Genomic DNA, 12,893 nt, shown 5'->3' on the forward strand with positions numbered 1-12,893 from the left:
CGGGCGGCCCGGAGACAGCGCCCGAACCCTCCGTACGAAGGCACCGTCATGACCACGCGCAGCATCACCGACCGCCTGGGCGGGCTCGCCTTCGGCGGGGACTACAACCCCGAGCAGTGGGACGAACCGGTCTGGAAGGAGGACGACACGCTCATGCGCCGGGCCAGGGTCAACCTGGCCACCATGGGTGTCTTCTCCTGGGCCCTGCTGGAACCGGAGGAGGGGCGCTACGACTTCGCCTGGCTCGACACCCACATCGACCGCCTGCACGCGGGCGGCGTGGCCGTCGACCTCGCCACCCCGACGGCCTCCCCGCCGCCCTGGTTCACCCTGGCCCACCCCGACGCGCTGCCGGTCGCCCCGGACGGCACCCGACTCACCCACGGCAGCCGCGACACCTACTGCCTCACCGCGCCCGCCTACCGCGGTGCGGCCCGCCGGATCGCCTCCGCCCTGGCCGAGCGGTACGGCGACCATCCCGCCCTCGCGCTGTGGCACGTGCACAACGAGTACGGCACGCTCTGCTACTGCGACCACACGGCCGCGGCCTTCAGGGTGTGGCTGCGCGCGCGCCACGGCTCGCTGGACGCCCTCAACGAGGCCTGGGGAACAGCGTTCTGGAGCCAGCGCTACACCTCCTGGGAGCAGGTGCTGCCGCCGCGTGCGACGCAGTGGCACAAGAACCCCGGCCAAGCGCTGGACTTCCACCGCTTCTGGTCGGACGAGATCATCGCCGCCTGTTGCGAGCAGCGCGACGCGATCCGCGCGCACAGCGACCGGCCGGTGACGACGAACCTGATGCTCCCCGCCTACCAGAACGTCGACCTGTGGGCCCTCGCCCGCGAACTCGACGTCGTCACATCCGACCAGTACCCCGGCTCACCCGGCCTGGACGCCGCCGCCGACGCCGCGTTCCACGCCGACCGCACCCGCTCCCTGGCCGGCGGCGGCCCCTGGCTGCTGATGGAACAGGGCACCAACACCGTCTACGACCGCGACCGGGTCCTCGCCAAGGAGCCCGGGGAGATCCTGCGCCACACCCTCGGCCACATCGCCCGCGGTTCGGAGGGCGCCCTCTTCTTCCAGTGGCGGCAGTCCCGGGCCGGCGCCGAGATGTGGCACTCGGCGATGGTCCCGCACGCGGGCCCCGACAGCCGGATCTTCCGCGAGGTCACCCAGGCCGGTGAGGCGGTCGCCCGGCTCGGGGAGCTGGCGGGATCGACGGTCACCGCGCCGGTGGCCGTCCTCCACGACGCGGATGCCTGGTGGGCGCTGAGGACGGACGGCCTGCCCTCCCCCGACCTCAGCTACCACGAGGCACTGGGCCGAGCACACCGAGCTCTGTGGGACGCCGGCGTCACGGTCGACTTCGCCCAGCCCGAACACGAGTTGGGCCGCTACCGGCTCGTCATCGCCCCGGCCCTGTTCCTGATGTCCGACGCGGGCGCCGAGAACCTGCGCCGTTACGTCGAGGGTGGTGGGACGCTGCTCGTCCAGCACGCGACCGGATTCGTCGACGAGCGGCTGCACGCCCGGCTGGGCGGCTATCCCGCCGGGCCGTTGCGCGAGGCGCTGGGCATCCGCGTCGAGGAGTACCGGCCGCTGCGGCGCAAGGAGCGGATCGCCCTGTCGGACGGGTCCTACGGCGCTGTCTGGAGCGAGTCCGTGCACGCCGAGGGCGCTGAGACGCTCGCCGCCTACACCCACGGCATGCTCACGGACAGCCCCGCGCTCACCCGGCACCGCTACGGCACCGGGCAGGGCTGGTACCTCTCGACCCGCCTGGAGGACACCGACCACGGCGCCCTGGTCCGCCGGCTCCTTGAGGAGGCCGGCGTCGCACCCGAACTGCCAGGGCTGCCGGCCGGTGTCGAAGCCGTCACCCGGCACGCGCCCGACGGCCGCCGCTGGCACGTCCTGATCAACCACCGCACCGACACCGTGCCCCTGCCGGAGCCCGCCCACGACCTGCTCACCGGTGCCGTGGCACACGAACTGCCGCCCGGTGGCTGCGCGGTGCTCGCATCAGCCGCGGCCGGCAGCTGATGACCCCCACGCGGCCGCGCTTCCTCGGGTGGTGACGGGCCGCCGCCCATGTCCCGGGAGTCAGCGCACTGTTCACGTTCCAGCACCCCGCCGCTTCGCCGTCTCTGCATCCGGAGGAAGTCCCCATGCCCCTCACCGACTTCGGCCTTGACGAACTCGTCGGCTACCGGCCGGCGTCGACCGCACCGCACGACTTCGACGCCTTCTGGCGGCGCACCCTGGACGACGCCCGCTCACGGGGCGGAGCGGTGAAGGCCGAGCGTGTCACCGACCGGTTTCGGCTGCGCACCGTCGAGGTGGACGACCTGCGTGTCCCCGGCTGGAACGGCGAACCGGTGGCCGCCTGGCTGCTCCGCCCGCGCGGAGCCGAAGGCCCGCTGCCCGTCGTCGTCACCTACCTCGGCTACTGCGGCGGTCGCGGACTGCCCACCGACCACCTCCTCTGGTCCGCCGCCGGCTACGCCCAGCTCATCGTCGACAGCCGCGGCCAGGGGCACGACACCCCGGACCGGACCCAGGGCGACGGCACACAGTGGGCCGAGGGGTTCATGACCCGCGGCATCGACTCGCCCGAGAACTACTACTACCGGCGCCTGATCACCGACTGCGTGCGGGCGGTGGAAGCCGTCGCGGACCTGCCCGGCCTCGACGCCCGCCGGATCGTGGTCGCGGGCGGCAGCCAGGGCGGCGGACTGGCCCTCGCCGTCGCTGGACTCCTGGGGGACAGGGTGGCGGCGGTGATGCCCGACGTGCCGTTCCTGTGCCACTTCCGCCGCGCCGTCGAGATCACCGGTGAGGGCCCCTACCCGGAGATCGCCAGGTACCTGCGCTGGCACAGCCGCCACCGCGTGGAGCCGGCCTTCGCCACCCTCGACTACTTCGACGGCGTCCACTTCGCCCAGCGGGCCACCGCGCCGGCCCTGTTCAGCGTCGGCCTGATGGACCCGATCTGCCCGGCCTCCACGGTCTACGCCGCCTTCAACCACTACGCGGGAGCGGACCGGACCATGACCGTCTGGCCGTTCGCCGACCACGGCGGCGGTTGCGGCTCCAACCCACCCGTCCAACTGGACTGGCTGGCCGAGCGCGGGCTCGCACCCGAGCAGTGACGCCGTGCCGAACCGTACCAGCCACACCTTCGAAGAGACTCTGAGGTATCGCCACGTGAGTTCCCCGCCCTTCCCGGTACTGCCCGCCGGATTCCGCTTCGGCGCCGCCACCGCCGCCTACCAGATCGAGGGCGCCCACGACGAGGACGAGCGCGGCCCGTCCATCTGGGACACCTTCAGCCGCACCCCCGGGCGCACGCTCGGGGGCGCCACGGGCGACACCGCTTGCGACCACTACCACCGCTACCGCGAGGACGTCGCCCTGCTGCGCGAGCTCGGCGTGGACAGTTACCGCTTCTCGATCGCCTGGCCCCGGCTGCTGCCCCAGGGCACCGGACCGGTCAACCACAAGGGCCTGGACTTCTACGACCGCCTGATCGACGAGCTGCTGGCCGCCGGAGTCTCACCCGCGGTCACCCTCTACCACTGGGACCTGCCACAGGCTCTGGAGGACCGGGGAGGCTGGCGCACACGAGACACCGCCGAGGCCTTCGCGGAGTACGCGGCCCTCGCCGCCGAGCGCTACGGCGACCGGGTGGACCGCTGGATCACGCTCAACGAGCCCTACTGCTCGGCCTTCGTGGGCTACGCGGAGGGGCGGCACGCGCCCGGGGCCGAGGAGGGCCGCGGCGCGCTGGCGGCCGCCCACCACCTGTTGGTCGCTCACGGCCTCGCGGCGCGGGAGCTGCGTGCCGCAGGCGCACGGGAAGTCGGGATCACCCTCAACCTCGACCGCATCCATGCCGCCTCCGACCGGCCCGAAGACCGCGCCGCCCTGCGCCGCGCCGAGACCCTGCACAACGACATCTGGACGGACCCGCTCCTCGCCGGACGCTACCCCCGGTACGAGGCCGAGACCTGGGCCGGGCTCGCCGACGGCCCCTGGCGGCTGCCGGGCGACCTGGACCTGATCGGTGGCCCGCTGGACTTCCTCGGCGTCAACTTCTACCGGCCCACCACCGTGTCCGCCGCGCCGCACCGCGTGGCCGACCCCGGGCAGCGCACCGCCGTGGACATCGGCGTGGCCGAGCTGGACCCGTACGGCACCCGGCACACCACCATGGGCTGGCCGGTCGTCCCGTCGGCGCTCTCCGAGCTGCTCCGCGACCTCCACGTCCGCTACCCGCAGTCGCCGCCGATCTGGATCACCGAGAACGGCTCGGCGGAGGCCGACACGGTCGCACCGGACGGCCGGGTCCATGACCCGGACCGTATCGGCTACCTCGCCGACCACCTCACCGCCGTGGCCGACGCCGTCGCCGCCGGTGTGGACGTACGGGGCTACTACGTCTGGTCGCTGCTGGACAACTTCGAGTGGGCACGCGGTTACGACCAGCGCTTCGGCCTCGTCCACATCGACTACGACACCCTGACCCGCACCCCCAAGGACAGCTACCACTGGTACCGGGGACTGATCAGCGCCCATTGTGCGCGGACGGAGGAGACTGCCCGATGAAGTTCACGGACGGCTACTGGCTGATGCGTCCCGGCTGTACGGCCCGCTACGCCACCGAGGTCGGTGACGTCCGCGCCGACGACCACCGGATGACCCTGTACGCGCCCGTGAAACACGTGAGCCGGCGCGGTGACACCCTCAACAGCCCGCTGTTGACCGTGGAGTGCTGGTCCCCGGCCGAGGGAATCATCGGCGTGCGGACGACCCACCACGCCGGATCGGTGCGCCGCGGACCGGAGTTCGCGTTGCCCGGCGCCGACGCGGACACCGGCAAGGTGCGCCGGGACGGAACGGTGCTGGAACTGGCCTCCGGTGAACTGACGCTGCGCGTGGACACGCGGCAGCCGTGGCGGCTGGAGTTCACCGCCGGCGGCCGCGTGCTGACCTCCGCGGGCGAGCGCGGCACCGGGTTCGTCACCGACGCCGAAGGCCGCCACTACATGCTCGGCCGACTCTCGTTGGGAGTCGGAGAGCTGGTCTACGGCCTGGGTGAGCGCTTCACGCCGTTCGTCAAGAACGGCCAGGCAGTGGACATCTGGCAGGCCGACGGCGGCACGAGCAGCGAGCAGGCCTACAAGAACGTCCCGTTCCACCTGACCAACCGCGGCTACGGCGTCTTCGTCAATCACCCGGGCAGGGTGAGCTACGAGGTCGGCTCCGAGTCGGTCGGCCAGGTGCAGTTCAGCGTCGAGGACCAGTCGCTGGAGTACTTCGTCGTCCACGGCCCCACCCCCAAGGAGGTCCTCGCCCGCTACACGGCTCTCACCGGACGTCCGGCTCTGCCCCCGGCATGGGCACTGGGGCTGTGGCTGACCACGTCCTTCACCACCGAATACGACGAGGCCACCGTCAACGACTTCGTCGGTGGCATGGCCGAGCGCGGCATCCCGCTGAGCGTCTTCCACTTCGACTGCTTCTGGATGCGCGAGTACCAGTGGTCCGACTTCACATGGGATGCGGAGACCTTTCCCGACCCCGAGGGCATGCTGGCCCGGCTCAAGCGGCAGGGCCTGCGCATCAGCGCGTGGATCAACCCGTACATCGCACAGAAGTCGCATCTGTTCGACGAGGGCATGCGCGAGGGCTACCTGGTACGCCGCGCCGACGGCAGCGTCTGGCAGTGGGACCTGTGGCAACCGGGCATGGCCCTGGTCGACTTCACCAACCCGGCCGCCCGCGACTGGTACACCGGCAAACTGCGCGCCCTGCTCGCCCAGGGTGTGGACTGCTTCAAGACCGACTTCGGTGAACGCATCCCCACCGACGTCGTCTGGCACGACGGCTCCGACCCGGAGCGGATGCACAACTACTACACCCACCTCTACAACCAGGCCGTCTTCGACCTGCTGCGTGAGGAGCGCGGCGAGGGCGAGGCCCTGCTGTTCGCCCGCTCCGCCACCGCCGGCGGCCAGCAGTACCCGGTCCACTGGGGCGGCGACTGCGAGTCCCATTTCAACGCCATGGCCGAGTCACTGCGCGGCGGGCTCTCCCTCGGCCTGTCCGGGTTCGGCTTCTGGAGCCACGACATCGGCGGCTTCGAGGGCACCCCCACCCCCACCGTTTTCAAGCGCTGGGTGCAGTTCGGCCTGCTCTCCTCGCACAGCCGGCTGCACGGCAGCAAGTCCTACCGCGTCCCGTGGGACTACGGCGAGGAAGCCGTCGAGGTCACCCGTGAGTTCACCCTCCTCAAACACCGCCTCGCCGCCTACCTCCAGCGCGCCGCCCAGCAAGCCCACACCACCGGCATCCCGGTGATGCGGGCCATGGTGCTGGAGTTCCCCGACGACCCGGGAGCGGCGGCACTCGACCGGCAGTACATGCTCGGGGACGACCTTCTCGTCGCGCCCGTCTTCACCGACGACGGCACGGTGGAGTACTACGTTCCCGAGGGGACGTGGACGAACGTACTGACCGGCGACGAGGTCGCCGGCCCGCGCTGGGTACGCGAACACCACGGCTTCCACACTTTGCCGCTGCTCGCCCGCCCCGACTCGGTCATCCCGTTCACCGCCGACGACCAGCACCCCGTCTCGGCCTGGGCCGACGGTGTCGAGTTGCGGGTCCACGCCTTCGCCGACGGCGCGGAACACACGCTGGTGATCCCGCGCCCGGACGGGCCGGGGGAGACGGCCCGCTTCCACCTGCACCTCGACGGCGACCGCCTCCGCGTCACCACCAACAGCCCCCACCCCTGGCAGCTCCGGATCGGCGGACCGGACGGAACCCTCCACACGAGCCCCGCCGGCACCCTGGAAGCCGACCTGCCCTACCCGCGCTGAACCGAGCACCGGGGCGGTTCCCCGTTCGCCCGGCGGGAGCGCACTTCGGCCGGGCCGTCCCCGGGCTTCGCCGTTGCGGTGGCTCTGCCGGACAAGAACAGCATGAGCTGCTGCTTCGGCATCGCCCCAGCGGAACCTCAGCCGGACCGGCCGCGCTGCGCTCGCCCCCCGCGGTGGTGGCCTCCTGCATCGGGGCCGCGTACTGGTTCACCTCCCCCACGTCCTTCGCGAACCCGGCGGTGCCATCGGCCGGACGTTCACCGACACCTTCGCCGGCATCGCCCCTGCCTCCGCCGCCCCGTTCATCGTGGCCCGCGCCCGTCGGTGGTGTTCGTCCGCGTCCACAGCGCCGGCCGCTCCCAGCTGGCCGCCGCCTTCCTCACCCACCTCGCGGGCGACCGCGTCGAGGCCCGCTCCGCCGGCTCGGCTCCCGCGGGCACCGTCAACCAGGCCGGGCAGGGGGTATGAGGCCGTACGCCCCATCCGCGACGCGATCGAGCCCGCGTCCGGATGCCGATTCGGAAGTGACGCCCGGCTGACGGCCCGGTCACTCGCACTGGTCCAAGGCCCCGGCCAGCTGCCGGTTGGCTCCCCGGGCAGCCTCCCGTTAGAAAAGAAGATCACACAGGCAATGGATCACCCTGTCCCGCTCTCCGGGTACCGTCAGGGTATGAGTCATCCGCACCCCGAGCTGAAAGCCGCACCGCCCCTTCCCGAAGGAGGGCTGCGGGTCATCGCCCTGGGCGGCCTGGGTGAGATCGGCCGCAACATGACCGTCTTCGAGCACGCGGGCAAGCTGCTCATCGTCGACTGCGGCGTGCTGTTCCCCGAGGAGACCCAGCCCGGCGTGGACGTGATCCTGCCGGACTTCACCTCCATCCGGGACCGGCTGGACGACATCGTGGCCGTGGTACTCACCCACGGCCACGAGGACCACATCGGCGGCGTGCCGTACCTGCTGCGCGAGCGGTCCGACATTCCCGTCGTCGGCTCCAAGCTGACGCTGGCGTTCCTGGAGGCCAAGCTCAAGGAACACGGCATCCGGCCGCGCACGGTGCGGGTGCGGGAGGGCGACCGGCGTGGCTTCGGACCGTTCGACTGCGAGTTCGTGGCGGTCAACCACTCCATCCCCGACAGCCTCGCGGTCGCGATCCGCACCCGGGCCGGGCTGGTGCTGCACACCGGTGACTTCAAGATGGACCAGTTCCCTCTCGACGACCGCATCACCGATCTGCGCGCCTTCGCCCGCCTCGGCGAGGAGGGCGTGGACCTGTTCCTCACCGACTCCACCAACGCCGAGGTACCCGGCTTCACCACCTCCGAGCGTGAGCTGAACCCGGCGATCGAGCAGGTCATGCGCACCGCGCCGCGCCGGGTCATCGTCTCCAGCTTCGCCAGCCATGTGCACCGCATCCAGCAGATCCTGGACGCCGCGCACCAGTACGGCCGCAAGGTCGCCTTCGTCGGCCGGTCGATGGTCCGCAACATGGGCATCGCCCGTGACCTGGGCTATCTGAAGGTCCCGTCCGGTCTGGTCGTGAGCACGAAGGAGCTGGAGAAGCTCCCGGACCACAAGATCACGCTGGTGTGCACCGGCTCCCAGGGCGAACCGATGGCCGCGCTGTCCCGTATGGCCAACCGCGACCACATGATCCGCATCGGCAAGGGCGACACCGTCCTGCTCGCCAGCTCCCTCATCCCCGGCAACGAGAACGCCATCTACCGGGTGATCAACGGACTCACCCGGTGGGGCGCCCACGTGGTCCACAAGGGCAACGCGAAGGTGCACGTCTCCGGACATGCCAGCGCCGGCGAACTCGTCTACTGCTACAACATCGTCAAGCCCCGCAACGTCATGCCCGTGCACGGCGAGTGGCGCCACCTGCGGGCCAACGGCGACCTCGCCATCCGTACCGGTGTCGACCCCGACCGGGTCGTCATCGCCGAGGACGGCGTCGTCGTCGACCTGGTCGACGGGCGCGCGTCCATCACCGGCAAGGTCCCCGCCGGCAACGTCTATGTGGACGGCATGGAAGTGGGCGGCGCCACCGAAGCGTCCCTCAAGGACCGCCTCACCCTCGCCGCCGAAGGCGTGGTCACGGTGGTGGCGATCGTCGACGCGGACACCGGCGCCCTCGCGGAGGCCCCCGACTTCCTGGCCCGGGGCTTCGTCCACGACGACGCCACGTTCGAACCGGTCATCCCCGTCATCGAGAAGACCCTGGCCACCGCGGCCGAGGAAGGCGTCGGGGACGCCCGCCAACTCGAACAACTCCTCGCCCGCGCCGTGGCGAACTGGGCGTTCCGCACCCACCGCCGCAAGCCCCTCATCATCCCCGTCATCATCGACGCCTGAGCCACAGCCCGGCAGCACGGTCCCCGTTCCGGCCGCGGCACCGCCCCCTCCGGACTCCCCGGGCGGTGCCGCCTCAGCGGCGGCCAGAAGCTGCCCCAGGTCCAGATCCCCGCCACCCATGGCAACCCTCCTACCGGTCGCCGCTCCTTTCGGGTTCGGGCGTTCTGATCAGGCTGATGTCTTCGGCTGAGTCTTGCCGCCCTCGGCGCGCAGTTGCTCGTTGATGCGCTGCGCCTCTTCGAGCTGGTCTTCGAGGATGACTATGCGGCAGGCGGCCTCTATGGCGGTGCCCTGGTCGACGAGTTCGCGGGCGCGGGCGGCGATGCGCAGCTGGTACCGGGAGTAGCGGCGATGGCCGCCGTCGGAGCGCAGCGGGGTGATCAGGCGGTGTTCACCGAGGGCACGGAGGAAGGCAGGGGTGGTGCCGAGCATCTCGGCGGCCCGGCCCATGGTGTAGGCGGGGTAGTCGTCATCATCCAGAGCGTCGACGGGACGGGAACCGGCAGGCGGCATAGACCTCTTCTTTCGGAGACGCGTCGGGGGGCCCGGGTGCCAGTACGGCAACCCGGGCCCCGAGCTTTCAACACCATCTACCGGCGCGCTGCGCCGGCCTTCTTCTTCCGCAGCCGCCCGGGAGGGCGGGGTTGCGGGGATCGCGAATGCGTGACCGGGGACCACCTTCCAATCCGGGGCCTTGCGGTACCCGGGCGGACTGCTTCCTCGCCCGGGCGATCCTGATGGCGTTCTGCTCCTTACCTTTCGATTACGGAGATACCGCAGGTGCTGCTCACAGCCCCGCTGGGCCGTGTCCTGACTTCTGGGTACGAAGACAACGCTAACCCTGCGACGACGGAATGTCTACTACAGCCATGACAGTTTTTCTCCATGGAGCTCGGTGGGACCGGCCCGGTGCTCGCCCACACTGAACGGCGCCCCGAGCCGCGTACGCCCACCGCCGCAACCCCGCGCCGAGGCCCGGATCAGGACCGCTCTCCTACTGGAGCCCCGTGAACCGGTCCCCCGCGTCACTCCGAAGGAATGCGGAACTCGAATTCGGGACGGTCCCACGGGACGGCGGGCGGGTTCGCGAGCGCCGTCCCGATCCGTACTGCACCGACGCGGTGGTAGAAGTCCTCGGCGGGAATGTGCGACACGACCATGACACGGTCGAGCCCGGCGGCACGGGCCTCGGACTGCATGTGCGCGACGAGCAGCCGTCCAATACCCCGTCCTTGCGCTTCGTCGGCGACGAACAGCAGGTCGAGCTCCGGCGGAGCGAGGACGAGCGAGTAGAACCCGAGGACCCGGCCTCCATGCTCGTCGGGGCCGACGGCCACAAACGCGCGGTGGGCCTCGATGTAATCAGGACCGACCCGGTAGCCCGCGACTGCGGATGCGTACTTGCCCTCGTAGGCGCCTGAGCCGCGCACGAGCCGTGTGAGCCGTTTGGCGTCCCGCGCGACGGCCCTCCGTATCGTGATCGGCTGGCTGATCGGGGAAGTGCGTGAACCCATCCGGAGAGTATTCCGCACCGGGAGGTGCCTTCGTGCGGAGGGGTCGACTGCCCGGGCAGGCGTTCCCGCACCGCTCCCGGGAACCGCTCGTCCAGGCCCCGCCCTGCCCCTGTCCGATACCGTCGGCGGCACGCTCGGACACCGTACGAGCACGATGGATCGGCCGGGACCGACAATCCAGGCACGATCGCGCGTCGGCGCAGATGGGCCAGTGCGGTGGCGGAGCCCCTCCGGTGCCGATCAAGGCGGCTCGGGCCGGGGAGCGGGCCGCGAGCGTTCGGCCGACCACCGCCCGGGCGGCGTCTTCGTCATCCCGGCGTTCCCGGGCAGGAACAGCGCAGCCGCCGGAGGTGTGCGCTGGAGACGAGCCGGTCGTACGGAAGGTGCGCGGCGGCCGGGCAGGCGGGGAGTAGCGTGGTAGCGAGGGTATGGCCTCATGCCCTCGGCGGTAGCCGTCCCCCTCACCGCCACCGGCGGTCGGCGGCCTGCCGGCACCGACAGGCAGGGTGAGTTCCATGGCCGTCTCCGAGCCTTCTCCCCCGGCAGGACTCCTGGCGGACGGTATGTACGAATCCCTGCGCCCTGGAACGGCACTCCTGCGGCTCACGACCACCCACGACCGCGAGGGTATCTTCGACGGGGCGTGGTGGCCCCGCTCCAGGAACCCCGACGCCGAGTTGCCCGGCCTGATCGCCGCGCTGACCGATCGGCTCGGACCCGTCGCCCGCGTCGGCCTAGACCAGGACGCCTGGGACGAGCTGCCGACCCGGATGACCGTCGACGGACTCGTCGTGCATATCGACTCCTCAGTCGTGGGGGACGGCACCGCCCTCGTGACCCGTGGCGACCGCGACCTCTTCTCGCTGCTCGTGATTCCGCCGGACACGCCCCCGCCCGCGGCGAGGGCCGCGATGGCCGAGGCGGTCCGTACCGGCAATCTCCGGCAGGCCAGGCAGATCCTGGTCGAGACCGGCAGTGATCGGGCCCGCGCCAGCGACCCGTCGACGTAGCGGCACGCGCCGATCGCCCAGCGGATCGTGGGGACGGCCGTGCCGCCGGATGCCCACGGGGCCATCGCGGCACCGGAGTTCCGGTGGCCCGGGGGCCGGGGCGCGGCGGCGGAGCGTCCCGTGAGGGGGTGCGCGACGTGGTGGAGGGCGTGAGGCCCGGCGGGGAGCGGGAGCGGGGGCTGTTGCCGGCGGAACCGGGGCTGTGGCAACAGGTCGTCGAGCAGCTGGGCGCGGCGGTGACGGTGATCGACCCGGCCGGGCGGATCGTAGCGGTCAACCCGGCCGCCGAGCGGCTGCTGGGGCGTCCGGCAGCGGCGCTGTACGGGCAGGGCCTGCATGACCTGTGTCATCGGGCCCCGGGAGGCGCCCGGATCCTGCGAGAGCGCTGCCCGTTGCTGCGGGCGCTCGCCGGGAACGCCGCGCATCGGTCTGCTGCAGGAGGTCTCCCGCAACCGACCTGGCTGCCAAGAGAGGTCAAACGAGCGGTGTACGTGCCGGCCGGGGAGCCGGGACCGCGACTCGACCGGCCTCGCGGGGCGTCCGAGGGAGTGATCCGGCGGCGGCGCCTCGCCATGGGCGCCCCTGACTGTGGGTGATCCCGTACGAAGACCCGGGACCGTACCCGGGCCTCCCGCCCTCCTCCGACCCACGAGAGCAAAAAGAACAGGCCGATTTCGGCGGCGCTTTTTCCCAGCGGGCCCAAGGACAAGCAATGCACTGTGGGATCTGACTGAAATCCGTCGCTGTACGTCCGAGATTGCACCCCTGTGAGTCTGCAGTTCGGACCGCGCCCCAACTGGCCCTGTGGGCAATGGTGTTCAGGCGCCCGTCTGCTCTGAGCAGAAAACAGACGGAGCCGCGATCCGTGCCCTGTGAACGTGTTAGCTTCGAACGAGTCCGGGGAAGGCGAGTTCAACCCACCGCGCACCCGAGGCAGTTTCCCCGGGACACCTGGGGCTCGGTCAAGGACAGGGGTATCCATGAGTGACGTGAAGTTCCACCACCCGGCATCGTCGATGGCACCGTCGGCCTACAGCCCCAACGGCGGCGTCGCGTTCGGTGACCAGATCTACAATCGCCTGCTCAGCGATCGCATCATTTTCCTGGGCAAGGAAGTCGACGA

The 12,893-nt window shown here is 71.1% G+C and carries 9 protein-coding genes and 2 pseudogenes; 9 read left to right on the plus strand and 2 right to left on the minus strand.

Annotated features, from left to right (window positions below; all coding sequences use genetic code 11):
- Positions 1 to 48: 48 nt before the first annotated feature.
- From ABT171_RS40100 to ABT171_RS40125, 7 genes and pseudogenes are all read left to right on the plus strand, one after another.
- A complete protein-coding gene (locus ABT171_RS40100) occupies positions 49 to 2,046 on the plus strand; it encodes a beta-galactosidase (protein WP_351251668.1) in 1,998 nt (665 codons plus the stop codon).
- Positions 2,047 to 2,171: 125 nt separating this feature from the next.
- Positions 2,172 to 3,155, plus strand: coding sequence for an acetylxylan esterase (locus tag ABT171_RS40105; protein WP_351251670.1), 984 nt, complete (start codon positions 2,172 to 2,174; stop codon positions 3,153 to 3,155).
- 55 nt (positions 3,156 to 3,210) lie between these two features.
- On the plus strand, positions 3,211 to 4,611 hold the full coding sequence (locus tag ABT171_RS40110; RefSeq protein WP_351251672.1) for a GH1 family beta-glucosidase: 1,401 nt from the start codon (positions 3,211 to 3,213) through the stop codon (positions 4,609 to 4,611).
- The gene (yicI, locus tag ABT171_RS40115; RefSeq protein WP_351251674.1) at positions 4,608 to 6,890 is read left to right on the plus strand and encodes an alpha-xylosidase; all 2,283 of its coding nucleotides are present in this window, start codon (positions 4,608 to 4,610) and stop codon (positions 6,888 to 6,890) included. Before ABT171_RS40110 ends, yicI begins: the two co-directional genes overlap by 4 nt.
- 136 nt (positions 6,891 to 7,026) lie before the next feature.
- Positions 7,027 to 7,206: pseudogene (locus ABT171_RS42080) on the plus strand (antitoxin); the annotation flags it as partial.
- 8 nt (positions 7,207 to 7,214) lie between these two features.
- Positions 7,215 to 7,343 (plus strand): annotated as a pseudogene (locus ABT171_RS40120) (phosphotyrosine protein phosphatase); the annotation flags it as partial.
- Between the two features lie 217 nt (positions 7,344 to 7,560).
- The gene (locus ABT171_RS40125; protein ID WP_351251676.1) at positions 7,561 to 9,246 is read left to right on the plus strand and encodes a ribonuclease J; all 1,686 of its coding nucleotides are present in this window, start codon (positions 7,561 to 7,563) and stop codon (positions 9,244 to 9,246) included.
- Positions 9,247 to 9,414: 168 nt separating this feature from the next.
- Here the strand turns inward: ABT171_RS40125 and ABT171_RS40130 are convergent, their stop codons facing one another.
- Complete coding sequence (locus tag ABT171_RS40130; protein ID WP_351251678.1) at positions 9,415 to 9,759, minus strand: MerR family transcriptional regulator; 345 nt, start codon at positions 9,757 to 9,759, stop codon at positions 9,415 to 9,417.
- A gap of 512 nt (positions 9,760 to 10,271) precedes the next feature.
- Positions 10,272 to 10,760, minus strand: coding sequence for a GNAT family N-acetyltransferase (locus ABT171_RS40135; protein ID WP_351251680.1), 489 nt, complete (start codon positions 10,758 to 10,760; stop codon positions 10,272 to 10,274).
- 515 nt (positions 10,761 to 11,275) lie between these two features.
- Here ABT171_RS40135 and ABT171_RS40140 point away from each other — a divergent pair.
- Positions 11,276 to 11,770 carry a DUF5994 family protein gene (locus ABT171_RS40140; protein WP_351251682.1) on the plus strand — a complete coding sequence of 165 codons (495 nt, stop codon included), beginning with the start codon at positions 11,276 to 11,278 and terminating at the stop codon, positions 11,768 to 11,770.
- Between the two features lie 128 nt (positions 11,771 to 11,898).
- Positions 11,899 to 12,366 (plus strand): PAS domain-containing protein, encoded by a 468-nt coding sequence (locus tag ABT171_RS40145; protein ID WP_351251684.1) that lies wholly within the window; start codon positions 11,899 to 11,901, stop codon positions 12,364 to 12,366.
- The last annotated feature ends 527 nt before the right edge of the window (positions 12,367 to 12,893 follow it).

Source organism: Streptomyces sp. NPDC001851 (assembly GCF_040297165.1).
Taxonomy (GTDB): Bacteria; Actinomycetota; Actinomycetes; order Streptomycetales; family Streptomycetaceae; genus Streptomyces.

What these genes read in the sequence shown, in the direction of transcription:
- ABT171_RS40140 (WP_351251682.1), top strand. Translation starts at nt 11,276, where the DNA reads ATGGCCGTCTCCGAGCCTTCTCCCCCGGCAGGACTCCTGGCGGACGGT.
- ABT171_RS40100 (WP_351251668.1), top strand. Translation starts at nt 49, where the DNA reads ATGACCACGCGCAGCATCACCGACCGCCTGGGCGGGCTCGCCTTCGGC.
- ABT171_RS40125 (WP_351251676.1), top strand. Translation starts at nt 7,561, where the DNA reads ATGAGTCATCCGCACCCCGAGCTGAAAGCCGCACCGCCCCTTCCCGAA.
- yicI (WP_351251674.1), top strand. Translation starts at nt 4,608, where the DNA reads ATGAAGTTCACGGACGGCTACTGGCTGATGCGTCCCGGCTGTACGGCC.
- ABT171_RS40130 (WP_351251678.1), bottom strand. Translation starts at nt 9,759, where the DNA reads ATGCCGCCTGCCGGTTCCCGTCCCGTCGACGCTCTGGATGATGACGAC.
- ABT171_RS40105 (WP_351251670.1), top strand. Translation starts at nt 2,172, where the DNA reads ATGCCCCTCACCGACTTCGGCCTTGACGAACTCGTCGGCTACCGGCCG.
- ABT171_RS40135 (WP_351251680.1), bottom strand. Translation starts at nt 10,760, where the DNA reads ATGGGTTCACGCACTTCCCCGATCAGCCAGCCGATCACGATACGGAGG.